At 43.7% G+C, this 23,442-nt stretch carries 16 protein-coding genes and 1 pseudogene; 9 read left to right on the plus strand and 8 right to left on the minus strand.

Features of this window, described 5'->3' with window-relative positions:
* Nucleotides 1–365: 365 nt before the first annotated feature.
* Nucleotides 366–1,802 (plus strand): glyceraldehyde-3-phosphate dehydrogenase, encoded by a 1,437-nt coding sequence (locus tag A8L45_RS08625; RefSeq protein WP_068901280.1) that lies wholly within the window; start codon nt 366–368, stop codon nt 1,800–1,802.
* 160 nt (nt 1,803–1,962) lie between these two features.
* On the opposite strand, the gene A8L45_RS08630 is transcribed toward A8L45_RS08625, so the two are convergent.
* The 3 genes from A8L45_RS08630 to A8L45_RS08640 all read right to left on the minus strand — a co-directional run bounded on the left by A8L45_RS08630 (nt 1,963) and on the right by A8L45_RS08640 (nt 6,316).
* On the minus strand, nt 1,963–2,358 hold the full coding sequence (locus A8L45_RS08630) for a DUF3192 domain-containing protein (RefSeq protein WP_068901282.1): 396 nt from the start codon (nt 2,356–2,358) through the stop codon (nt 1,963–1,965).
* Nucleotides 2,359–2,445: 87 nt separating this feature from the next.
* Nucleotides 2,446–3,105, minus strand: coding sequence for a LiaF domain-containing protein (locus tag A8L45_RS08635; RefSeq protein ID WP_068901284.1), 660 nt, complete (start codon nt 3,103–3,105; stop codon nt 2,446–2,448).
* A gap of 484 nt (nt 3,106–3,589) precedes the next feature.
* Complete coding sequence (locus A8L45_RS08640) at nt 3,590–6,316, minus strand: nitrate reductase (RefSeq protein ID WP_068901286.1); 2,727 nt, start codon at nt 6,314–6,316, stop codon at nt 3,590–3,592.
* Between the two features lie 504 nt (nt 6,317–6,820).
* Between A8L45_RS08640 and nirB the strand changes: the two are divergent.
* The 4 genes and pseudogenes from nirB (at nt 6,821) to A8L45_RS08660 (ending at nt 13,119) form a co-directional block, all read left to right on the plus strand.
* Nucleotides 6,821–9,386: pseudogene (gene nirB / locus A8L45_RS08645) on the plus strand (nitrite reductase large subunit NirB).
* On the plus strand, nt 9,383–9,715 hold the full coding sequence (nirD, locus tag A8L45_RS08650) for a nitrite reductase small subunit NirD (RefSeq protein ID WP_068901287.1): 333 nt from the start codon (nt 9,383–9,385) through the stop codon (nt 9,713–9,715). The pseudogene nirB and the gene nirD overlap by 4 nt, the downstream one beginning before the upstream one ends.
* 126 nt (nt 9,716–9,841) lie before the next feature.
* Entirely contained in the window at nt 9,842–11,308 is a 1,467-nt protein-coding gene (locus A8L45_RS08655; protein WP_068901288.1) for a NarK family nitrate/nitrite MFS transporter, read from the plus strand.
* Between the two features lie 29 nt (nt 11,309–11,337).
* Complete coding sequence (locus tag A8L45_RS08660; RefSeq protein WP_175401950.1) at nt 11,338–13,119, plus strand: bifunctional protein-serine/threonine kinase/phosphatase; 1,782 nt, start codon at nt 11,338–11,340, stop codon at nt 13,117–13,119.
* Between the two features lie 3 nt (nt 13,120–13,122).
* On the opposite strand, the gene A8L45_RS08665 is transcribed toward A8L45_RS08660, so the two are convergent.
* On the minus strand, nt 13,123–13,818 hold the full coding sequence (locus A8L45_RS08665; RefSeq protein WP_068901291.1) for an aspartate/glutamate racemase family protein: 696 nt from the start codon (nt 13,816–13,818) through the stop codon (nt 13,123–13,125).
* A gap of 248 nt (nt 13,819–14,066) precedes the next feature.
* Nucleotides 14,067–15,839: a hypothetical protein gene (locus A8L45_RS08670; protein WP_068901292.1), complete on the minus strand. Its 1,773-nt coding sequence runs from the start codon at nt 15,837–15,839 to the stop codon at nt 14,067–14,069.
* Between the two features lie 622 nt (nt 15,840–16,461).
* Between A8L45_RS08670 and A8L45_RS08675 the strand changes: the two genes are divergently transcribed.
* A complete protein-coding gene (locus A8L45_RS08675; RefSeq protein ID WP_175401951.1) occupies nt 16,462–17,772 on the plus strand; it encodes a cache domain-containing protein in 1,311 nt (436 codons plus the stop codon).
* Nucleotides 17,772–18,407, plus strand: coding sequence for a response regulator transcription factor (locus tag A8L45_RS08680; RefSeq protein ID WP_068901295.1), 636 nt, complete (start codon nt 17,772–17,774; stop codon nt 18,405–18,407). Before A8L45_RS08675 ends, A8L45_RS08680 begins: the two co-directional genes overlap by 1 nt.
* 159 nt (nt 18,408–18,566) lie before the next feature.
* Here the strand turns inward: A8L45_RS08680 and A8L45_RS08685 are convergent, their stop codons facing one another.
* The 3 genes from A8L45_RS08685 to A8L45_RS08695 form a co-directional block, all read right to left on the minus strand.
* Nucleotides 18,567–19,067 carry a GNAT family N-acetyltransferase gene (locus A8L45_RS08685; RefSeq protein ID WP_068901297.1) on the minus strand — a complete coding sequence of 167 codons (501 nt, stop codon included), beginning with the start codon at nt 19,065–19,067 and terminating at the stop codon, nt 18,567–18,569.
* Between the two features lie 226 nt (nt 19,068–19,293).
* The gene (locus A8L45_RS08690) at nt 19,294–20,841 is read right to left on the minus strand and encodes an MATE family efflux transporter (protein WP_349266994.1); all 1,548 of its coding nucleotides are present in this window, start codon (nt 20,839–20,841) and stop codon (nt 19,294–19,296) included.
* Between the two features lie 203 nt (nt 20,842–21,044).
* A complete protein-coding gene (locus A8L45_RS08695) occupies nt 21,045–21,491 on the minus strand; it encodes a GNAT family N-acetyltransferase (protein WP_068901299.1) in 447 nt (148 codons plus the stop codon).
* A 110-nt stretch (nt 21,492–21,601) separates the two neighbouring features.
* Between A8L45_RS08695 and A8L45_RS23780 the strand changes: the two genes are divergently transcribed.
* Together A8L45_RS23780 and A8L45_RS08700 are read left to right on the plus strand one after the other, a co-directional pair.
* The gene (locus tag A8L45_RS23780) at nt 21,602–21,913 is read left to right on the plus strand and encodes a cysteine-rich CWC family protein (protein WP_083228265.1); all 312 of its coding nucleotides are present in this window, start codon (nt 21,602–21,604) and stop codon (nt 21,911–21,913) included.
* Nucleotides 21,914–22,097: 184 nt separating this feature from the next.
* Nucleotides 22,098–23,408 carry a glycoside hydrolase family 18 protein gene (locus tag A8L45_RS08700; protein WP_068901300.1) on the plus strand — a complete coding sequence of 437 codons (1,311 nt, stop codon included), beginning with the start codon at nt 22,098–22,100 and terminating at the stop codon, nt 23,406–23,408.
* The last annotated feature ends 34 nt before the right edge of the window (nt 23,409–23,442 follow it).

Here is a 23,442-nt window from a genome sequence, read left to right on the forward strand (position 1 = left end):
TTATTCTTTCAGTTTTATTACCTGCTTTAATCCATCGAAAGTAGATATAAATTTCGTTAACCAGGCATATGGTGATTAAAGTTGCTATTTTTATGCGGTTTTATTCATTGTTGATGCGAATTAAGTGATAGTTTTTACCTATGGAGAAAAGGCTGATGGCTACCTTTTTTCGAGTTAAGTCACTCTAATTTGGATTGGTTCACCCTATTTTTCTTTCATTTATTTTTCCTAGCAGAAAAAGAACTCGACCCTTACAATCCGCACTCAATAACGATAACTGATTAATACTTTTTTCCTTATTTTTATATTTTTGCTCGAACAGAGCTGAAAGTAAGGCTTTTATCCAACAAAAAGGGTGACAAGGAATGAGTCCAGAGAACTATCAACAAGAATGGCAAGTAAAGCAAACGATTGCGGAGTCGATTTCTCCGCTCATAGGCCAGATTTATCGACAAAACGGGGTAGAAGTCCTCTTATTCGGTAAAACTCTTGTTAACGCTGCGACCATAGATATTCTGAAGCTTCACCGTGTTTCCCGCCGATATATCGGTGAAGAACTTTCCCCTAAGAAAACGCTTCCAATCATTGAGCATTTAGTGGACATGCCTTTATCCCCTTGCAGGATAGATGTTGGCCAGCTGGCGCATCAATACTGGAAAGAACACAATGACGCTGAAGGTCTTTCCGATTTTCTGCAATCTGCATTATCAGACGCCATAGCCAGCGACGCAGAAGTTCAGCCGAAAGACGTCGTTTTATACGGCTTTGGGCGCATTGGTCGGCTACTGACTCGCCTATTGGTTGAGAAGAGCGGCTCGGGATATCCCCTCAAACTGAGAGCGATAGTAGTTCGTGGTGGTAAAGATGGAGATCTCGAAAAGCGTGCAAGCTTGCTTCGCAGAGACTCAGTCCACGGCCAGTTCAACGGCAGTATTGAAATAGATACAGAGCGTAAAGCCCTGATCGCAAACGGTAACTACATTCAGGTCATTTACGCAAATAGTCCTAAAGAAGTTGATTACACTGACTATGGTATCGAAAACGCCTTGGTTGTCGATAACACTGGCGTGTGGCGAGATGTTGATGGTTTGGGACAGCACCTCAATTGCCCGGGCGTAGACAAGGTCCTACTGACTGCTCCAGGTAAAGGCGATATCAAAAACATTGTATTTGGTGTTAACGACGGAATGATTGAAGCAGAGGATCGTATTATCTCTGCTGCCAGCTGCACAACAAACGCCATTACCCCCGTATTAAAAGCAATTAATGATAAGTACGGTGTATTGTCTGGTCATATCGAAACCGTGCATTCGTACACTAATGACCAAAACCTGATTGATAACTTTCACAAAGGCGAACGCCGAGGCCGAAGCGCTGCAATGAACATGGTCCTGACGTCGACAGGTGCTGCAAGTGCTGTTGCCAAGGCATTGCCCGAGCTCGCAGGTAAACTGACGGGTAACGCTATTCGTGTTCCAACACCAAATGTCTCTATGGCTGTTGCAAACCTTAATCTAGGCGAAGGAACAGACAAGGATAGCTTGAACAACTACCTGCGTGATATGGCGTTGAAATCTGAATTAGCCGCGCAAATCGATTTTACGGAATCAACCGAAGTGGTGTCGTCTGACATCGTTGGTTCTCGTTATCCGGGTGTAGTCGATGCACAGTCGACGATTGCTCAAGACAATCGTTGTGTGTTGTACATCTGGTATGACAATGAATTTGGCTACTCTTGCCAAGTGGTCCACTGTATGGAACAAATGATGGGTGTTCGTTACAAGACGCTCCCGGGTGCCTAAAAGGTTGCTCCACAACTTTTACAAATACCTGAACAGTAACGACATCGGCTCTCCCGCCAACTGAGAGTCGAATACCTTATAATAATAATGAGTGGACAGATAATTGCCCGGCAGATGCCGGGCTTTTTTTATTTGATCGTATCTTTTGATTTAATTTTATTTACGACTGCTTTTCTTCAGTTACCTGACTGAGTATCTCGTCACCCCAGCCCAGCAATTTCCCGTCTGCAAAGATGACTGGCGTGCATTCGTCTTTGGTATCGTGGCCGTCACCTTTAACAAAATGTGTGCGATAGAAAAGAACTTTGTACTGCATATTATTTAGGGTGAAAGCCTCAGAAAATGACGAATCTCCAAGCTTATTCTTAACATCTGAATAGGATGAACCAACGTTTAAATCAGCAATTTTATTTCGCGTCTCTTGCCATTGGGCTTCGTGACTCGATGAACTTGACCATCCGGGTCCATGCTCATCATTGCCAAGATTGACGACGCAGCCTTGCAGTGTAAGTGAGAGAAGACCAAGGGTGAGTATGTGTTTTAGTTTTATAGACATTATCTTTCCTAGATATTAACTGACGCTATTTATGTGTATATATAAAAACGCTTCTGTCTGGTTAGCATACGCTAACCACAATCTTTCCTAGTCTTTTGAAGAGAACAAGCCTGTTTTCTTTAGCTCTTGTGCGAACTTAATAAAGGCATCTCTTTTGAGTTCCCTGACTTTGATTTCCAGTCCGCCCATGCCAACAAAGCCATCAATCGTGATTGTGGGGGCATCCATGTCGATGGTCGACGCTATTTTATTTTCAACGCCTCCCATAATGCAGAGCGTACGAGTAACAACGTTCACGTTTTTAGGGACTTGAAGTTCGACACCGCCCATTAAACAGAAAACTGTTATTCTTATATCTTTGTGTTTGAAGATGGCATCGGTAAAGTCGAGAACTGCACCACCCATCACGGTCGCAACGTTGAGCTTTTTCGGCACAATCCATGCCCCTGAGCGATCATTTCCACCCATGAAAGCAAGAATAGTTTCATCCTGGCTTTCTTCTTGTTCGGCAGTGTATCTCGGGCTAAAACGGTAAGATTTGGATTTCACATATTCACTGTCTACTTCCATATCTAAATCAGAGATTTGTTCAACAATTTCCTGATGTGTCGTGGCTTCCATAACAATATCGAGGCGGCGCTCGAACGCTGCATTTGAGATGACACCATGACTGTAGTTATAGATAAGCTTGTCGACTGTTTCTTCTCTTACTTTTTCAATAGGTCTGTCATCTAATTTCACACTCATTATGAATTCCCTTCAGTCTGTAATATTTCGTCTTCATCAATAACCTTGTATCTGATGAATGCTTGAATATCATTTGTATACATCAATGTCTTGGATACTATACAGCAACTACTATGCCAATGTTTAAAGGCCGTATTTAACGGTGCATCCACACTAATAGACTGAATAAATTGGATAAATTCGAGTGATAATTACCGAATATTGGTAATATTTACTAAGTTTTGAAATTTTAGAAAATATAGATTAAGCGTGTTTTATTAGGCAAAACAGGCGACTGTAGGACAGACATAACCGTCTATGTTTTATGGTGGTTGAGAACAGTTCTAGCGTTATCACATCATGTTTGAATCACTTATTGTTTACTGTACTGAATACTTTGCAGGTATACCGCCCTAGAGTTATGACGCCTTTCAGCATAAGAGCGGTTTTTCGATAGCGTTCTGCTGACATGTTTGCAGAAACGATTCTGATTGAGCTGGCAGGTCTACGCGATGCCGATTTCCTTTATCGGTATACGCTGTTGGTTGGTTTGCTCGGAAAGGATAACATCGAGTTCTGACAAACAGGAGCCACAGCCAGTTCCTGCTCCAGTGCATGCTGAGAGTGTCTGCCTGTCACAATCACTATTATTCTCAATAGCTTCAATAATGGCTGATTTCGTTACTTGCTTGCACGCGCAAACGACCTCTGATTGCTGAGTGCCTACCTCACCTCGCATAAACCGATATATGGTCATATTCTCTGTCGTCAGTCCCAGTATCTCTCCTTGCCAGCTTCCGATTGTGTTGCAGCTATCATCTTCAATTTCTAACGTGCTGACACAGGCTCCCTGATAGAAATTGACTTGCCTAATGTTTCCATTTCCTTCGAATATGATCGGCTGCTGTTCGTTGGTCAGTATTACTGCTGATAGTGCATTGTGTAGGCTAGATATGTCAGCCTGAGACGCTATTTGATAGAGGTAACCTTGTTTTAGTCTTTTTCTACTCCAGTATGTTACTTCATCAGTATTCAGTAACTCTGGTTCGATCGGCGTGACACTCGTTACGACAGCGATATGTGTTACTGCAACTGCAGATATTCTGACTGGTGTGATTTTAAATTCAGGCTGCCCTGAGTTTAGGTCACATTCTGGTGATATAAGGGTGCACACAGAGGCTGATGACGAGGTGGTTTTACTCCAGTGAATAGGAGCGAATACATGCCCTTTACACAAACCTGCGGTGATTTTTGCTCTGAATAGGCCACTGCCCTTTATACTGCTTACCGATACCAATTGATGTTGGCTAACCTGATAGGCATCGGCATCCTTAGGATGGATAAACAGCGTTGGTTCTTCGACATGTTCGGCAAGCCTACTCGACAGCCCTGTTCGGGTCATAGTATGCCATTGATCCCGCAGACGACCCGTATTCATGATAAGTGGAAATAAATCCGACGATTGACTTGCCGGTAGAGAGTAGGCGACTGATACAAAGCGTGCTTTTCCGTTCGGCGTAGGGAAAATTGAATCAGTAAACAGGCGTGCAGAGGTGTTTGATTCAGCACCAATAGCATTTTGACAGTCAAAAGATGCAACGGGCCATTGAATCGGCGACAGACTGTCATACTCTTTTTGTCCAATATACTTCAGACCATTTAGGTTCAATTCTCTGAATTGTCTTTCTTTTTCATTTCCCAGTGCTGTAAGCCGAGCGTGTTCGGTAAAGATCTCCGCTTCATTGCGATAGTTAAAACTGTCAGTGAAACCCATTTTTTTCGCTACCTCGCAGACAATCCACCAGTCTGGCATCGCTGACCCGGGTGAGGGCATCAGTTTGCGCTGTCGGGATATTCGGCGTTCAGAGTTGGTTACTGTTCCAGACTTTTCACCCCATCCCTGAGCGGGCAACCGTATCGTGGCATGTCTGAGCGTATCGTTATCCTCAATACAGTCTGACACAATCACACAGGGGCATTTTGCCAGCGCCCGATTAATCTTCTCACTGTCCGGTAAACTTACTGCGGGGTTTGTCGCCATGATCCAGACTGCTTTGATATCGCCCCGTTCGATAGCATCGAACATTTCAATCGCTTTGAGGCCCGGCTTCTGACTGAGGTTATCCGTTTGCCAGAAGTCGCTGACTAATTTGTGATGTTCCGGCTTACCGAAGTCCATATGTGCTGCCAGCATATTTGCCAAGCCCCCAACTTCCCGTCCACCCATTGCGTTGGGTTGGCCAGTAACGGAAAAAGGAGTCGCCCCCGGTTTACCAACCCTCCCAGTAGCAAGATGGCAGTTAATAATACTGTTCACCTTATCGGTCCCGGACGTGGACTGATTGACGCCCTGTGAGTAGACGGTAACAGTGCGATCGTTGTCAGCAAACCATTGATAAAAGGTCATCAGGTCTTGTGATGAAATACCAGTGACCATTGTCACTTCGTCGATAGCCTTGAACGGTTCTGCGTATTCAAGGGCTAGTTCCATGTCATCGGTGTGATGTGCAATAAAATTCCGGTCGGTATGCTTTTCGCGGTGCAGAAAAGAGAGTAATCCATTAAAAAGGGCCACATCGCTACCGGGAGATAAGGCAAGGTGTAAATCTGCAATTTCACAACTGGATGTAGCGCGCGGATCAATAACAACTACTTTAGTTCCACGCTGTTGTTTTGCTGCTTTCAATCGCTGAAACAGAACAGGGTGACACCACGCGAGGTTTGAACCTGTAAGTACGACTAAGTCTGCTACTTCCAAATCTTCGTAGCATCCGGGAACGCAATCTTCACCGAATGCCCGTTTATGACCGGCGACGGAGGACGACATACAGAGCCTTGAATTAGTATCTATACTCGATGTGCCAATAAACCCTTTGGCAAGCTTGTTCACAACGTAATAGTCTTCTGTCAGCAGCTGGCCCGACACATAGAAAGCAACAGCATCAGGGCCATGAAGACTAATGATTTCGTTCAGCTGTCGCGCGGTTTCGAGCAGTGCATGTTCCCACTGGCACTCCTTACCTGCCACAGAGGGTGACAGCATTCGTCCTTCATGGGTGACTGTCTCACCCAATGTCAGGCCTTTTGCGCAGAGCTTTCCATAGTTTGAGGGGTGGTCGGCGTCACCTCGCACTGTCAGTGAGCCATCTATATTTGTTTTTGCCTCAATACCGCACCCAACACCGCAGTATGCACATGTCGTCTTAACCCAGCCGTCTGTTTTTATTGTCATCCAACATCCCCTCATTGTTCTACGGAAAGTGCCACAGAAAATATTTCTACTGAGAGAAAAGCAATATATACGCCATTATTATTTTGGTTGTTACTGCAGTTGTTTTTTGTCATAAAAACCAATTTATTCAATAGGTTGATTTTTTTCTGGGTGAGAAATGATTTACTGATGGGGTGTTTTATTCTTTATGCACTGCTTGTTTTATTTTTTATGGTGCAATCAATGCTAATAACTGCACAAAGAAGGTGCTTTAAATTGTATTAAACAGAATTTCTAATAATGATCAATTTTACCATATTGATTTTAATTTACTGATTTAAAGATAATTAATTCTATATTTGATTCTTGATTTAATTTTGGCACTACCTTTGCTATTTCATCAGTAAACCCACCAAATAGATATTATTAGACTGATATCAGGTCCAATTAAAAATAGAAAAACATCCACATTATGTTGACGAAATAACACTGTCTCAACGTCAAAAAGCGGTAAGAGGAGAAGTGATGATAAAAGATAAAATGCGCATTATTGTTGTTGGAAATGGCATGGTGGGCCATCGTTTCATCGAAGAAATATTAGAAAAAACCAATCGTGAAAATATTCAACTGGTGACATTTGCAGAAGAAGAGCGTCTGGCTTACGACAGAGTGCAACTCAGCAGTTATTTCGGAGGGAAAAGTGCTGAGGATTTATCGTTGACCTCCGAATCCCACTATCAGGCATCGGGTGTTCAGTATTTTCTTAACCATCAAGTGATAGAGATTGACCGCGCCAATAAGTCAGTGACGACAGACAAAGGTGAAACCCTCAATTACGACAAACTTGTTTTGGCAACAGGCTCATACCCTTTTGTTCCCCCAATTCCCGGTAATGAACAACCACACTGTCATGTCTATCGAACAATTAATGACCTGGAAGCCATTGCTGACTCTGGCAAGAGCAGTCGGGTAGGGACTGTGATTGGTGGTGGTTTATTAGGATTGGAAGCTGCCAATGCACTTCGCCAAATGGGACTGGAGACTCATGTTGTTGAGTTCGCTCCCCGTTTGATGGCTGTTCAGCTGGATGAGGGCGGTGGTGAACTGTTAAGGCACAAAATAGAAGATCTCGGCGTCAGTGTTCATACTCGAAAAGCAACGGAATGCATTACGAGCGGAGATCATTGTCGATACAAACTTGTCTTTGCCGATGGTAGTGAACTCGAAACTGATATGTTGGTTTTTTCAGCAGGTATTAGGCCGCAGGATACGCTGGCTCGTCAGTCTGGTCTCGACATTGGTGAACGTGGCGGGATAGTGATCGATGATCACTGTCAAACCAGTGATGCTGATATCTTTGCTATTGGTGAATGTGCCCTGTGGGAGAACCAAATATTTGGACTGGTCGCCCCGGGCTATCAGATGGCGCGGGTGGCGGCAGCAGTGCTCTGTGGCGGAGATGGGGCATTTACCGGTGCGGACATGAGTACCAAATTAAAGTTGTTGGGTGTTGATGTTGCCAGTATCGGGGATGCACATGCAGCAACCCCGGGTGCGCAAACGTACACCCTCTCCGACGGCTTGAAGGGAGTATACAAGCGCATCATTGTTTCTAAAGAGGGTGACAGATTATTGGGTGCTGTCTTGGTCGGTGATGTCGAGTCATATCCAGAGCTGTTACAAAGCATGCTGAACTGTTTACCCCTGCCGGAACAACCCTCTGTGCTTTTGTTACCGCCAGCGGAATCAGAAGGAGGCCATTCAGGTGCAGCCATGGATGCCTTGCCTGATTCGGCACAGATTTGTTCATGCTATGACGTGACCAAGGGGCAGATTCGTGAAGCTGTAGCGGCAGGGTGCTGTGATATGGCCTCCCTGAAATCAACCACGAAAGCCTGTACCGGGTGCGGAGGTTGTGCGGCACTGACGAAACAAGTGATGGATACTGAGCTTGCCGCGATGGGGCATGAAGTAAATAACCATATCTGTGAACATTTCGCTTACAGCCGTCAGGAGCTGGCAGACATTGTCAGAGCAACGCGGGTGAAAAGTTTTGCTGAACTATTGGAAAGTCATGGCAAAGGGCTAGGGTGTGACGTTTGCAAACCAACCATAGGATCAATCCTTGCCTCGTTCTGGAACGATTACATTCTTGAACCGCAGCATATTGGCTTGCAGGATACCAATGACATTTATCTCGGTAATATGCAAAAAGACGGTACTTACTCGGTGGTTCCTCGTATTCCGGGCGGAGAGATCACACCTGAAAAGCTGATTGTACTTGGTCAGGTCGCTAAAGATTTCAATCTCTACACCAAAATCACGGGTGGTCAACGGGTAGATCTGTTTGGTGCCCAGCTTCATGAACTCCCTGCAATATGGCGAATTTTGGTTGATGCGGTTCGAAACCGGTCATGCATACGGGAAATCGGTTCGAACGGTAAAATCTTGTGTCGGTTCAACCTGGTGCAGATATGGTGTAGATGACAGCCTAGCGTTCGCCATCGGTATCGAGAATCGCTACAAGGGTCTGAGATCCCCCCATAAATTGAAATTTGCGGTTTCTGGTTGTACACGGGAATGTGCTGAAGCTCAGTCAAAAGATATCGGCATCATTGCAACTGAAAATGGCTGGAATCTTTACGTTTGCGGTAATGGAGGAATGCGACCAAGGCATGCAGATCTTTTTGCCTCCGACCTCGACAGTGACACCCTGATTCGCTACATCGACCGAATTTTAATGTTTTATATCCGTACCGCAGACAGGCTTCAGCGGACATCGGTATGGCTTGAAAATATGGAAGGCGGGCTGGATTACCTTCGTGAAGTCGTGATTGAAGACAAGCTGGATATCGGCGAAGAATTGGAGAGGGAAATGGCCGCTACGCTCGGTAAATACCAGTGTGAATGGAAGACGACTCTGGAGTCACCTGAAAAACTGGCGCGATTCCAACACTTCATTAATAGCAAACAGCAGGACGATGGAATCAAATTCATAGAAGAAAGAGGGCAGAAAGTTCCCGCGATGGATCTGACAAGCCAGTTGGCGATTCCTGTTATCGATATCACTAATGAGGAGACAATATCATGAGTATCTGGCAAACAGTGTGTGAAAAGGATGTTCTTATTGCAGACACTGGTGTCTGTGCCCTTGTGGGTGATGAGCAGGTAGCCATTTTCTTATCTGGGTTTGATGATGCCTTGTACGCGATCAATAACTTCGACCCTATTGGCAAAGCTAATGTGCTATCTCGCGGCATCATCGGCTCCATCGATGACAAAGTTGTGGTTGCCTCTCCCCTTTACAAACAGCACTTCTGTCTGACATCAGGGCAATGTATTGAGCAGGAGGATATTTTTGTGAGCACTTATGAGATCCGCATAGACGGTAATCAAATACAGGTTGCGTTAGGAGCCTGACGGCCTAAGCACCACGCTATGGATTTTTAATCCTAAGATACCCACGCCTTTGTGATTAAACAAATTATCCGGTGATAGATCTTTTCCCCGGACAGGGATTCTATTGTCTTTAAAAAGGAAAGAAATATGTCTTTATCCTCTGGCTTTAACCTTTTTTCCTTCAGTGGAAAAATGAAAATACTTCATCTCAGTTGGTTTGCTTTTTTTATTACTTTTGTTGTTTGGTTTAATTTCGCTCCGTTATTACAAGCAGTAAAAAGCTCGCTGGGCCTGACCACAGAAGAAATTAAAACGCTGTTAATTTTAAATGTTGCCTTGACGATTCCCGCCAGAGTATTAATTGGAATGTTAACAGACAGGTATGGGCCGAGATTGACCTATTCAGTATTGCTTGCAGTCTGCTCTATTCCCTGTTTTATGTTCGCCTTCGCGGAGTCATATGTTCAGGCTGCGATTGCCCGCTTTGCACTTGGTTTTATTGGTGCGGGATTCGTAATTGGTATTCGTCTTGTCTCTGAGTGGTTTCCACACAATGAACTGGGAACAGCGGAAGGCATTTATGGAGGCTGGGGGAACTTTGGTTCTGCAGCAGCAGCCTTCACTCTGCCGACACTGGCCGTCGCCTTTGGTGGTGAGGACGGTTGGCGCTATGCGATGGCGATCACCGGGGTGTTGAGCCTGCTGTTCTCAATGGTTTTCTATGCGAATGTCACTGATACACCTAAAGGGGCTACCTATTTCAAGCCTAAAAATACCGCAATGGAAGTCACATCTACCGGTGATTTCTTCCTGTTGTTAATTATGAAAGTGCCCATGTATGCGGCGTTGGCCTTGTTGGCATGGAAGCTGTCGCCAAATGGCGTGAATATGATATCCAGTCAAACATGTGGGTTGATTTATGCTGGTCTGGTTGCATTTTATTGCTTTGATATTCTTCAGGTCTGGAAGGTGAATAAACATATTTTCTCTGAGCCAGTTCCTGAGATTCATCGTTATAACTTTAAACAGGTTGCGGTGTTAAACGTCCTTTACTTTGCGACATTTGGCTCTGAATTAGCTGTGGTTTCCATGCTCCCCCTGTTCTTTTCCGAAACCTTCGAATTGACCCCAGTTGTTGCGGGAATGGTCGCATCGGCTTATGCCTTTATGAACTTAATGTCGCGCCCCGGAGGAGGATGGTTATCAGATAAATTTGGACGAAAGTCGACCTTACTCATCCTTACCGCTGGCCTTGCATTTGGCTATTTCCTGATGAGCCGTGTAGACAGTCAGTGGCCTGTATGGTTAGCGGTTATCGCTGCGATGGGATGTTCTTTCTTTGTCCAGTCTGGAGAAGGCGCAGTGTTTGCGGCTGTCCCATTGATAAAACGCAGAATGACAGGCCAGATTGCGGGCATGACCGGAGCTTACGGCAATGTTGGCGCAGTCTGTTATCTGACTGTGCTTTCTTTGGTCGATTACAGCACCTTCTTTATGATTATTGCCGCAACAGCAGTGCTTGGTTTCGTGATCCTTTTCTTCATGGAAGAGCCAAGCGGAAAAATGGCAGAGGTTAATGATGACGGCAGTGTTACGCTGATTGATGTTGCGTAAATCCGCGAGTTTAAATGGAAGGATCAAATTTGAAAAAAGGAAAGGGTAAGGCTGACAGAGCCTTATCCGACTTTTCTGTTAGCTATGGTGGTAACTCTGACAGGGGTGAGAAAAAGCATAATCAGGATGCTTTTGCTGCCTTGCTGCCGTCAAATCAGGCTGAATGTCGACACAAAGGTATGGTGGCTTGCATCGCTGACGGGGTAAGTTGCAGTGAAAATAGTCAGGTTGCCAGTCAGATAAGTGTCACACATTTTATTGAGGATTATCTTGCCACACCAAAAACTCTCACCGTCAGGGAGTCTGCGGGGATTGTGTTAAATCGTCTAAACCAATGGCTATTTCATCACGGTCAACAGGATAATCTGAAGCACAACACAATGGTGGCCTCGTTCTCTGCGCTAATTGTTAAATCAAATACAGCTTATATTTTCCATGCCGGGGATTGTCGTATTTATCTCTTTCGTAACAATGAACTGAGCGTGCTAACCCGTGACCACCGCCAATATACCCTGAACGAACAACATTATCTTATTCGCGGGCTGGGAATGGACGCCCATCTGGAAGTTGATTACCAGTCAATTGACATCCAACCGGGTGATATGTTGTTGCTCACGACAGATGGTATTCATGAAACGCTCAGCCAGACGGCTCTGAAAGATATATTGCTAGGGCAATATGACATTCGAAAAGAAAGTATGTTGGCCGCCAATAAAGGACATGATGCCGGGCTGGAATGTCTGGCAAAGCAGATTACAGATGCAGCTAAGCAAACAGGTGGAGATGATAACGGTACGTGCTTACTGGTTAGCATTCATTCACTTCCACCTCTTTTGTTAGGAGAAAGCATTGAATTCTTGTCAACACGAAGCATTCCGCCAGTGCTTGAAGTCGGACAAAAAATTGATGGCTATCTGATAAAGCGTGTTATTTATTCAGGCAGCCGCAGCCACCTGTATTTGGTGAAAGACCTTGAAGATAATAAAGAGTACGTTCTAAAAACGCCGTCAGAGAATTTTGAAGACGACCCCTCGTATTTACAGGCATTTATTCGTGAAGGGTGGATTGGTGAGCACATGAGCCACGCGGGAATAATGCGCGTTTTCGAGAGTCGGGAAAGCACGCCATTTCTCTATCATGTCTGTGAGCATATAAAGGGCGTGACATTACGACAGTGGCTGTACGACAACCCCAAACCTGATATCGCTGATGTAAGAATGATTGCTGCCGAAGTTATCGTTGCTATTCGGGCGCTACAAAGGGGAGGAATTTATCACGGTGATATTAAGCCGGACAATATTATGATTCGGCCCGATATGACGGTGGTACTGATAGACTTTGGCAGTGCACATGTTAAGGGCTATCAGGAGCTGAATGATCCAGTCACCCACTTGTTACCAGCAGGCGATTTAAATTACCTGGCTCCAGAATGCTTAATATCACCTGAACCGAACATGTCATCAGAACTATTCTCGTTAGGCGTAACCCTCTATGAAACGTTAACAGGAGAACTGCCCTACAAGCGGGTCAGGTCGCAGCGTATGGGAAGAACCGTGGCTAAGATGGACTATATTCCGATCAGTCGATTTAGGTCAGATGTCCCTGAATGGATTGATGTGGCGTTAAAAAAAGCCTGTCATCCGTTACCTGAAGGTCGATTTAACGCGTTGTCAGAATTTATCACGGCACTCCATAAGCCTGTGACCACTGATGTTACCAGTATGCCCCTCATCGAACGTGATCCGGTTTTATTCTGGCAATGTATCAGTGGTGTTTTATTGGCACTGTTGTTAGTGCAGTGGCTTTGGTGACGGTTACCCGTTAAGTGCCAATGCCACAGCCTGCTTCGCGTGGATCTCTGTGGTGTCAAAAAGTGGGATTAAGCTGTCCTCAGCAGTAAGCAGCAGGTTAATTTCGGTACAGCCAAGAGCAATTGCCTCTGAGCCCTGCTGGTGGAGTCTGTTTATCACTGCAAGATACTTCTCTTTTGACGACCGATGGATTTTTCCGAGGCAAAGTTCCTGATAAATAATAGAGTGCACTGTTTCTCTGTCGTTATCATTGGGTGTGATCAACTCAATATCAAACCTGTCTTTCAATCGATTTTTATAAAAGGACTTTTCCATGGTGAAAGCGGTGGCGAGCAGACCCACCTTCTTTAAACCATGCTGCTGAAGTTGCTCGCCTAATGTATCCGCAATATGAATTACAGGGATATCGACGGCCGCTTGAATCTGGTCAAACACAAGATGCATGGTATTGGTGCAGATAAGAATAAAATCAGCGCCAGCAGCTTCAACCGCGCGAGCAGCATCAGCTAAGATGACAGCCGCTGAATCCCAGTCCCCTTGCCTTTGTAGGGCCTCGATTTGACAGAAATTGACACTGTATAAGATACAGTTGGCAGAGTTTAAGCCCCCCAGTCGATGCTTTACTTCCTCGTTTAGAAGCTTGTAATAGATGGCGGTCGACTCCCAGCTCATTCCACCAATCATTCCTATTTTCCTCACTATCCTCACTCCTATATCTCTTGCCAATCATTTCAATTTATCGAGAAACAGATATAAAGCGTATCTGTAAGTAGGAAAACTTAGACTCATGTCTTGCCCATTATCAGAGCAATTTCTTTTATTCTTTGGCAAAAAATAAGTCTCGCTCGATACGTTAATATCAGATATCCAAGTAGTTAATCATGAAAAATACAAATTCTTTATCTGATTAACAGAAATATAATGCGAGACTTATTTATTATTTTCTTCTAATTAATTAACGCTTCGGTTTGAATAATTTCTGTCGGTATTCCACTTTGTCTTTGTACCGAGAAATAACTGTTTCCACCGACTGTTCCCACTTTAAACGAGACATCATCGTAGCGTGGAACACCATCAAGTCCTGCCCATGTTCCCTCGTCACCACGTGGCTTAAACGCAGCAAAAGAGTCTTGAATATAGAGGTTGATATCCTGATTATCATCAATCAACTCATCGAATATATTTTCATGGGGCATTGAGACGCTCACATCGATAATATCGGCGGGAACCAAGTTGCCTAAGAAGTAATTAGTTTCCTCAACGCTGGTTTGACTGCCCACTGTGTTTGTCACATTCCTTGAATTCTGCTGACCATTGGACGACACATGATCGAAAGAAGAGCCCGTCGATTGAGTGTTGACATGGTTAACCGTTAAGCCGACTTTTGCTCCTCCTGATTTCACAGGAGTTCCACCCCCAGCCTCACCACTCAGTGAAAAACCAACTGCAGTTTCACTCGTCTCGGTCTCAAACTGTGAATTACTATTACCACTTGACGCGCTAGATACTGTTCCCTCGGTGATTGTTGCATCGTTTGACGTTTGATTGTGGATTGTCTGTGACTGTTCCCGTAGCAACACTCGCTTCGAGGGTAAGCTATCGTTTGTTACAACCTGACCATCGCCTGTTACTTTGCTGTACGCATAAATATGTGCTTCCTGGCCGGATTCAGTCCAGTTTGAGGGTATTTTAATTTCAGTATGAATATAACTTCCTGCAGCTGGCTGACTTAAGTTTCTCTCACCATTTTTAGAGGAGGGAACAAGTCTCGCCTTTTCGTTGTAATCACTATTTTTTGAATCCTTATAAATAGTGTTCCAGTTGTCAACATAGTCATGTTTACTTGTCGCATTAAATTCCGTTTTTAAGGTCCAATTTGGGTCAAATCTACTTCTTATGTCTTTGAGTGCTGAAAGTTGATCTTGATTATTTTTGATTGAGTCGGGCAGACTATTTTCATCAATCTTACCCTGAATGAAATGATCTGCTTTCACGTTGAGTGAATTGCTCGGCGCTTTACCCAGTGCATTCGGACTGAGAAAAAAAACAGGTGAATTTATATTTGTTCTTCTTTCTCCGTTCGGGATACTGGCATCAGCGACATTGGCAGGGTTTTGAGATGGATTAACACCATTTAGACCTTTTAACTGAGCCTGTGTTTTGAACCTCTGATCATGTGTGGTTAGATCTATTATCTCATCAATCCCGAGTCTACTTTTCAGCTTCTCCTCTCTTGTGTCTCGCTGTTTAGCGTGGTCGAGTGAATGACTACGATCTGGTTGAGGTTGAGGATTTTTTGATTTGCCAGCACCGGGTGAGTGGGCACGGTTATGATTTGGAGTGGCAACGTTGTTTGACTCTGTAGGTGCACGGTTAGGTGGTGGAGACGTATTATTATTCACTGACTTTGCGTCTGTTTTATCACCAGTCGTTCTTGCAAATGCTTTACTCTCTGTCCCTTTACTCTCCGCCCCTTCTGTCTCTGTATTATCCTTCTGTTGAGTTTGTGTACTGCTCTCTATGCGTTGATGATTTACGACACTTTGTTGATTCTGATGTCTCCCCGGTCTGACAGTTTGGGATTTATTCGACTGATTCACTGGTATTGTCAACGAAGAGGTGTGGGTTTTGGGTTGATTTGCATTGACACTACTACCATCGATTTTAACTGTACTGATGTATCTTGTGTCTCTTCCCGGCTTTACAGTTATATTAGTCATTTTTATCTCCGTAATTAAATTTTAATAAAAATATAAATCCATTTTAAAAGTGTTTTTTGTTTTTTAGTTTTTAAAAGCGAATTTAAGCTACCAGTATTCAATAATTTTTTATTGGTTTTTTGATTTTTATAAATGAAAAATGAAGCCTGAATAGCTGATATTGGCAATACATAAATAGTTATTTATTATATGAGATATTATTATCATAAACGATAAAGATATATTTTATAATTAAAATTAGTTAGTTAATTGTATGAGAGTATTGAAGTAAATAATATTAGAGTGGAAATTACCTAATTCATATTCTTTTTAATTTTAGATATTTTACCTATTAATTTAGTTTGTTGATTAGGCGATGTTACCTAAGTACTAGAGAGTTAAACTATCAAATGATAAAAACTATCCGTGATTGTTTCAATTTTTCTCAAAAAGGAGTGTTAAATTATCATTTAAAAGACAAAAGTTAAAAATAACAATAATGGAAGGAAAGCTATATGGAAAATATGCTTTCGCCTAATTATATTTCATTTTCTTAATAAAACTAAAATATGTAATTATGAAGTTGAGACATAAGGTTATCCTTTTAACACTTACCCCCATACTCTTGGTGAGTAGTATTTTTATGTGGGTAATCAATAATCAACTATCTTTACTCGCAGTGAGTGAAACTGAGGCTCTAAGCAATGAGTTATTTGATAATCGAAAAAATATACTCAAACATTATGTCGAACTCACGACGAGGGTTATTTCATACCTAGAAACTACACCCTCATCCGAAGATAACCACACAAAAGAAGAGATACTCAATATCATAAGATCGCTGCGATTTGCCGATGATGGGTACTTTTATGTTTATGACGGTGAGGGTAACAATCTAGCCCATCCGGTTATACCGGCCTTGGAGGGTAAAAACCTTATTGAGCTGAGGGATTCAGAGGGCAACCTCGTGATAAGAAACTTATTGGCTGCCGCTCAATTTGGCGATGGGTACTATAAATATACATGGCAAAAACCATCGACCAGTGAAGTGGTACCCAAGCTTGGCTACGCCGTTTGGCTTCCCGACAAGAAATGGATGCTGGGAACCGGCCTGTACATAGAAGATATTGACCAGCAAGTCGCTAAGGTTGAATCAGTAATAGATTCCAGTATTCAACGAATATTTTCGATGTTTGTCTTTGTTCTCGTGACTGTGATTATTGTCATCATCCTCATTGCACTTGCTGTAAACCTTCACGAACATTATGAGTCTGATTGTCGCTTGAGAGAGCTGACCTATAAAAACGTAATACTTCAGGAAGAGAGCAGTAAACGACTCTCCAGAGAATTACACGATGGAGTCAATCAGTTGCTCGTATCTGCAAAGTGTCATCTGGAAATTATTAAAACGTCGCTGGATAAAAACCAGCCGCTACCCATATTGAATCACATTGTTAAGAGCGAACATTCACTGACTAAAGCGATTAATGAAGTCAGAACAATCTCAAGGAGGTTAAGACCAAGTGCACTTGATGATATCGGTTTAAATGCTGCGATTGAAAGTTTGCTTGATGACTTTTTTGCAGATGGTGCAATGAGGGTATTACTGTTTCTCGATCAAAAATTACCCTGCCTGCCATGTGACTTTGGTACAAGCCTCTACAGAACGGTTCAGGAATCTCTGGTCAATGTGAAGAAGCATGCTAACAGCCATAAGGTGGAGGTAACACTGAAATATATTCAGCCCTGCGTGCACCTTTCAATTAGAGATGAGGGTACTGGGTTTTCTGTTGAACAAGCGCTGGCAGGGGAGGGTATTGGCCTGAGGAATATGAGGGAGAGGATTGAATATATAGGTGGTGAATTTCATATATGGTCGCAGCCAAATAGAGGCACTGAAATTACAGCCGTCGTGAAAATACCAGAGACTGCATTAAAAATGGGGAATGATTGATGACTAAAATTCGCATAATGCTAGTGGACGATCATCAAATGGTTTTGGACGGTTTCTCGGCTCGTTTTCATCTTGAGGAGAGTATTGACGTAGTTGCGAAAGCCAATAATGGATTGGACGCATACCGTATTGCCGCCGAAAAACGACCTGATGTCGTGCTTATGGACATTAGTATGCCAGCCCTGAATGGCGTTGAAGCTACCGCAATGCTGAATAGAAACTACCCTGATATTCGCATTCTCATGCTGAGCATGCACGACAATAGAGAGTACATAAAGAGTGCGATAAACGCTGGTGCATCAGGGTATGTGCTCAAAGAAGTGCCGTTGGATGAAATGGTAGAAGCCATACACTCTGTTCATAGAGGAGCAAGCTACTTCTGCAGAACATCCAGCAATACATTGTTTTCAAATCCGAATGCTTTTGATTTTTGTGAACCCAAGGTAGAAATTAGTCAGAGAGAAAAGGCTGTATTGGCCCTTGTGGCAAAAGGCTTGAGTAGCAAAGAAATGGCCAAGGAACTTCAAATAAGTGCAAGGACCATTGATGCGCACCGAAGAAATATCAAACAAAAACTCCAGTTAAAGACGACCGCTGAAATGATCACTTACGCTTTAAACAACAAGATATCGTAGAGGACGACATATCGCAGAGTTATTGTATGAGCCTCATAAATAACGAATTTTGATCGTTCAAATTGGGAGTCATTACATCATATGCATCGATATAACACTCTGCTATTGCCGTTATAAAACCATCTAAAATCGTTAATTTAAATGGTCTTTTCTATGCTGTCACAGCTCCTTTCGGTATCGTGCAGCTGTCGCTTTTAGCACCTTACGGTAACCTTCTTCGCCGTCGGGCAGATAGCCTGAACGTAAATAAAATTGGTGGGCACCGATGTTGTCTTTTAATGCCCATAGAGTCACTGAGCCGTAACCCTGATCTCTCAGCTGCTGCTCTGTATGTTGAATGAGTGCTGAACCCGCTCCTTTTCTTTCATGATCGGGACTAAGATATATTGCTGTGATTTCGCCGACGTTGTCATCTGAATTAGCAGGGTCTCTACTCTGACAGCAATGAACAAAGCCTATAACCTTATCGTCTAATGTTGCGACAAACACATGGTTGGGTTGTTGGAGTAACTGTTGCCAAAACGCTGTCGTTTTATTTATCTCAACGCTCGCTAGAAAGTTATCACAAACAAGGCCACGATAAGTTTTATGCCATGATGAAACCTTAATATCTGCAATTTCTGCGGCATCGCTGGGTATCGCCTCCCGAATTGAAATCACTGTGTGCTCCATCCTTACACAAAAACTCAGTATATTTTTCAATTCTAAGAGGGTGAAACGTATTGAGTGTAACTACCTTCAAAAGTGCGAGATATTTCATAAGGTTGACGTTTAATACTATTTTTCGACAGGGTGTCAGCAACATATACGGATACTGGATTGGACGTGTAGAAAGTAAAAAGCAGGCTACGGGGAACCTGCTTTTGATATGTGTTCTTGCTCTTATCTAATTCGCAACGATGATTTGTTGACCAGCTTGCTGCTTGAGCTTCCAGAACATGTAAATAGTTAATGCCGCCGCAGTAACAGGAAGCGAGATCCATACCCCTGTTGCGCCAAAGAGCAGACAGAACAGTGCCAACACAGCCGCGATAAGTATTAGTTTACCACCCGTTAGCCAGTTAGCAACACTTGCCTGATTGACTGACTGAAAATAAATAGCACCAACCAGCAGCATACCCTCCAGTGGTAGCCCCCAGAAATACAGTTGCATACCTTCGACAGCGGTTTCTTCGAGAACGGGGTTGTGACTGGAAAAAGCTGCAACCAACAGCTCGGGTGATACATAGACGAGTAACATGCCAAGAGCGGCTATCACTATGGTTGAGGCCAATGCAATATTCCGACTTTCCTTCACTCTATCTATTCTTTCCGCACCGAAATTAAAGCTGGTGATGGGCTGCATACCCAGCGCGATCCCCTCGAAAACCAAATAGAAAAAAGCCTCGACGTAGCTGACGATAGCATACGCAGCAACATGTACTGTGCTGCCCAAAAACAGAAAGGCCATATTGTGGAAGGTGAGGACCACTGATAGATAGAGATACATTAAAAAACCGGGTGTGCCAATCTGAAAGATATCTCTTAATACCGCCGCTGATGGCAGCATACTGTTTAATGTGATCTTAAGTCTGGTCCCATTTCGGAAGAAGTGCTGGAGACATAATGCCGCGGTAACAGCTTGAGAAAGCATGGTCGCGATAGCTGCGCCCGTGAGCTCCCACGGAATAACGACAATCAATAGCCAGTCAAGCACGATATTCAACAGTCCGCCCAGGATCATGATCCCAGTGACAAGCTTGGGCTGTCCGTCGTTCCTCAGTAGGGTAGAAAACGCCATAGTCAGAATGGCAAAACCACCCAGAGCAAAGTACCAACGAAGATAGGTACTGGCCATTGATAGTATGGGTTCTTTTGCACCAAGTGAATGAAGAAGATCATCCGCAAAAAATAGCCCAAGCACAGAGGTCAAAAACGTCATTAGCAGACACAACAAGAATGCATTACCGACAATTTTTTGTGCTGCACCCGGAAGCTTCTGGCCAAGTTTTATTGACACCAAAGATGAGGCGCCCATTCCGACTAAATTACCCAAGGCATAGAGAACAGAACCAATAGGGTAGGCGACCATGATCGCAGCCAGGCCATCTTCGCCAATGAAATGACCAATAAAAATACCGTCAACAACCACATAGATACCTGTAACAAGCATGGCGGCGATGGTAGGTAATGAATAACGCAGAAATAATTTAAAAACCGGTTGCTCAACTAATTGTTGATCACTGGTTTCAAAAGCCGATGTCATAAATCCAAATCCAAAAATGCGAATACAACGGGAGTGAGCCCAATTCGTTTTTGCTGCTGACTTACATGAAGCTTGGAAGCGTTTCTTTGAGGGTAGCAGTAAACTGCCTTCATTCTGCTCAGCATCAAGGATAAAAGCAATCAGAACATCCAGCGAGATGACGGCGTTGCCGCAAAATAGAAAAAGCATTGGAAATGATTGGGCGGGTATTTGTTGTACACAGATAAAAGTAACAAACTATTGTTGTCATCAACCTCTTTATCGACAGAAAAAGAACAATATAGCGAATAACATTTATGCTGTGTTAACCGATGGATGTCCCTCTCTTTTCAAGCAGAGAAGGACTTTAAATAAGGGAAAAAAGCCTGATATTATCAGACTGTTTTATATTGTTAATTAAGGGGCTTGACGAAATTCACGGTCCTCTCTACTTCATCAAAACCCAGCTTTTTATGAAGATGAATTGCATGTTGGTTGTCGATTTGACTGTCGCTGGCAATAAAAGCAAATCCGCGTTCTTTTGCCCATTGTTCCGCCTCTTTGACTAAGCTTGCACCGTAGCCTTGAGAGCGATGATTTTCGCAGACGAACCAGCCTTCAATGTAGGGAACATACTTCGTTGTTACCCCTTCTGCATGACTTCTCACATTCAGTTCAATAAAACCGACCAGTTTGTCACTGGTGTTTCTCACACCGAATGCCGTGACTATGTCATTACTGTCGCCGCAAAGATATTCCTCAATATCGTCCTGATGCTGTTCAACGGATTCTTGCCAGAGTTGATGTCTGAGTAAGGCCCACTCGTTTTTGTCATCGAGCATCATTGGATAGGCTTGCATATTTCTATTCCCCCAATGTCTTTGCTTATCGAATAAGCACATTGTTTTGTAAGCTGTCTATCGCCTGATAATTTTGATAATCTGCACACAAAAAAATCAGAGGCAGATCAATGAAATCACCATGTATAGGTTCCTGCAAAAGCCAAGGCGGTATATGCAGCGGATGTCACCGAACGATGGATGAAATAGTGAATTGGGTTCGGTTTAGTGAGATAGAAAGACAAGAAGTTATGGATGCATTGTCAGGTCAGCTAACAACAGGCCACTGTATAGATTGTGGTCAACCTCTTCATTGTGATATCTCGGCCGGAAAAAATACCTGTTGGTGTTTTTCACTGGATCAGCGCGATACCTCCGACACTGCTGATAGCGATGCTTGTTTATGCCGCAAATGTTTATCAAAAAAGCCTGTATTGGTGTAGGGTAAAAGTGACTTAACTACTTGTGTTAGCAGTGAAAAAAGTAGTTATTTTGTTTGTGTAGACTCGCAAAGCGATACGTTAACCATCATAAACTTCACAAAAAGACACCGTTAATTCCAACTCATCGACAGGACGCCTTAAAAATAGCCAGTCTCATATTTTTCACCTAACACAGGGAAAACCCATGAAAAAACTGGCATTAAGCGCTGCGGCTATCGCCGCACTCTCCGGTCAGGCGGTTGCTGATCAACCCTCTGTTGTTGGCGGTTACTTTGCCGACTGGCAGTATCAGAACCAGCAAAATCCTTACACTGTTAAAGATATTCCCGCAGACAAACTTACCCATGTTATTTACGCATTTTTAAGTATGTGCGGACCTCATACTGGTGCTTCTGAAGCTGTCCGCAAGCAGGTAACAGCAGCTTGTAAAGACAAAGAACCTTTCAGTGCGATCGTCGTTGACCAGCAGGCTGCGCTGCATCATGACTTTGGCGAGGTATCGGTTAATGTGCCATATAACGGACACTTTGCTCAGCTTGCAGAGCTGAAAAAGACCCATCCCGATTTGAAAATCTTACCTTCCTTTGGCGGTTGGACCATGTCCGAGCCCTTCCATGCAATGGCGAAGGATGACGCAAGCATCAAACAGTTTGCCAAAAGTGCGGTTGAACTTATTGCTCAGTACGACTTTTTTGATGGTATCGACCTCGACTGGGAATACCCCGGCGGCGGTGGTTTAACAACGTCACCTTGGAATCCTGATACCAAGCTGACCGATGAAGAAATGGCTCTCGAAAAGCAGGCTTTTACCACATTGGTAACAGAAATTCGCCGTGAACTCGACAAATTACAATTGGAAACCAAACGTAACTACGAACTGTCGACGGCAGTTGGTGTAGGACCTAAAGCTACTCAAATCGACTGGGCAACAGCGGCACCAAAGCTGACCAACATGTTCGCCATGACTTATGATTTTCTTGGTGGCTGGGGAACGCAGACCGGGCATTTGACAAATCTCCATGCGACAGAACGAAGCTGGTGGGGTATGGGAGCGGATGTATTCGTTAATCAAATGATTGAAGCTGGTGTACCAAAAGAGAAATTAGTGCTTGGTGCGGCTTTCTATGGCCGCGGATGGGAAGGCACTACATTCGACGGTGGACTCCCCACTTCTGATCTGTCATCCGAAAAAGGTGCGAGCTTTGGGTCCGGTGAGGCCGGCTACTTTATGTATTGGGATCTGATGAAAAATTATCAGTCTGAACAAGGTTACACGTACAATTATGATGAAGATTCACAGGCACCGTATCTTTGGAATCCGGAGAAAAAAGTCTTTATTTCCTTCGATGACCAACGTTCAGTGAGAGCAAAGGCAGAGTGGGCGAAGGAGCAGGGGCTGGCTGGCATCTTTACATGGGAGCTTTCCGGTGACCCGGATAATGAGCTTACCGCTGTAATGAGCGAAGTCATGAATAGTAAGGTGGCGAAAAAGTAAGCTAGAAAAGAGATGTCGCATCAAATTGGCTACT

Origin of the sequence: Veronia pacifica, from assembly GCF_001707825.1 — a bacterium.
Lineage (GTDB): Bacteria > Pseudomonadota > Gammaproteobacteria > Enterobacterales > Vibrionaceae > Veronia > Veronia pacifica.

What these genes read in the sequence shown, in the direction of transcription:
- nirD (WP_068901287.1), top strand. Translation starts at nt 9,383, where the DNA reads ATGAGTATCTGGCAAACAGTGTGTGAAAAGGATGTTCTTATTGCAGAC.
- A8L45_RS08625 (WP_068901280.1), top strand. Translation starts at nt 366, where the DNA reads ATGAGTCCAGAGAACTATCAACAAGAATGGCAAGTAAAGCAAACGATT.
- A8L45_RS08655 (WP_068901288.1), top strand. Translation starts at nt 9,842, where the DNA reads ATGTCTTTATCCTCTGGCTTTAACCTTTTTTCCTTCAGTGGAAAAATG.
- A8L45_RS08640 (WP_068901286.1), bottom strand. Translation starts at nt 6,316, where the DNA reads ATGACAATAAAAACAGACGGCTGGGTTAAGACGACATGTGCATACTGC.
- A8L45_RS08635 (WP_068901284.1), bottom strand. Translation starts at nt 3,105, where the DNA reads ATGAGTGTGAAATTAGATGACAGACCTATTGAAAAAGTAAGAGAAGAA.
- A8L45_RS23780 (WP_083228265.1), top strand. Translation starts at nt 21,602, where the DNA reads ATGAAATCACCATGTATAGGTTCCTGCAAAAGCCAAGGCGGTATATGC.
- A8L45_RS08680 (WP_068901295.1), top strand. Translation starts at nt 17,772, where the DNA reads ATGACTAAAATTCGCATAATGCTAGTGGACGATCATCAAATGGTTTTG.
- A8L45_RS08690 (WP_349266994.1), bottom strand. Translation starts at nt 20,841, where the DNA reads ATGCTTTTTCTATTTTGCGGCAACGCCGTCATCTCGCTGGATGTTCTG.
- A8L45_RS08700 (WP_068901300.1), top strand. Translation starts at nt 22,098, where the DNA reads ATGAAAAAACTGGCATTAAGCGCTGCGGCTATCGCCGCACTCTCCGGT.
- A8L45_RS08670 (WP_068901292.1), bottom strand. Translation starts at nt 15,839, where the DNA reads ATGACTAATATAACTGTAAAGCCGGGAAGAGACACAAGATACATCAGT.
- A8L45_RS08630 (WP_068901282.1), bottom strand. Translation starts at nt 2,358, where the DNA reads ATGTCTATAAAACTAAAACACATACTCACCCTTGGTCTTCTCTCACTT.
- A8L45_RS08675 (WP_175401951.1), top strand. Translation starts at nt 16,462, where the DNA reads ATGTGGGTAATCAATAATCAACTATCTTTACTCGCAGTGAGTGAAACT.
- A8L45_RS08695 (WP_068901299.1), bottom strand. Translation starts at nt 21,491, where the DNA reads ATGCAAGCCTATCCAATGATGCTCGATGACAAAAACGAGTGGGCCTTA.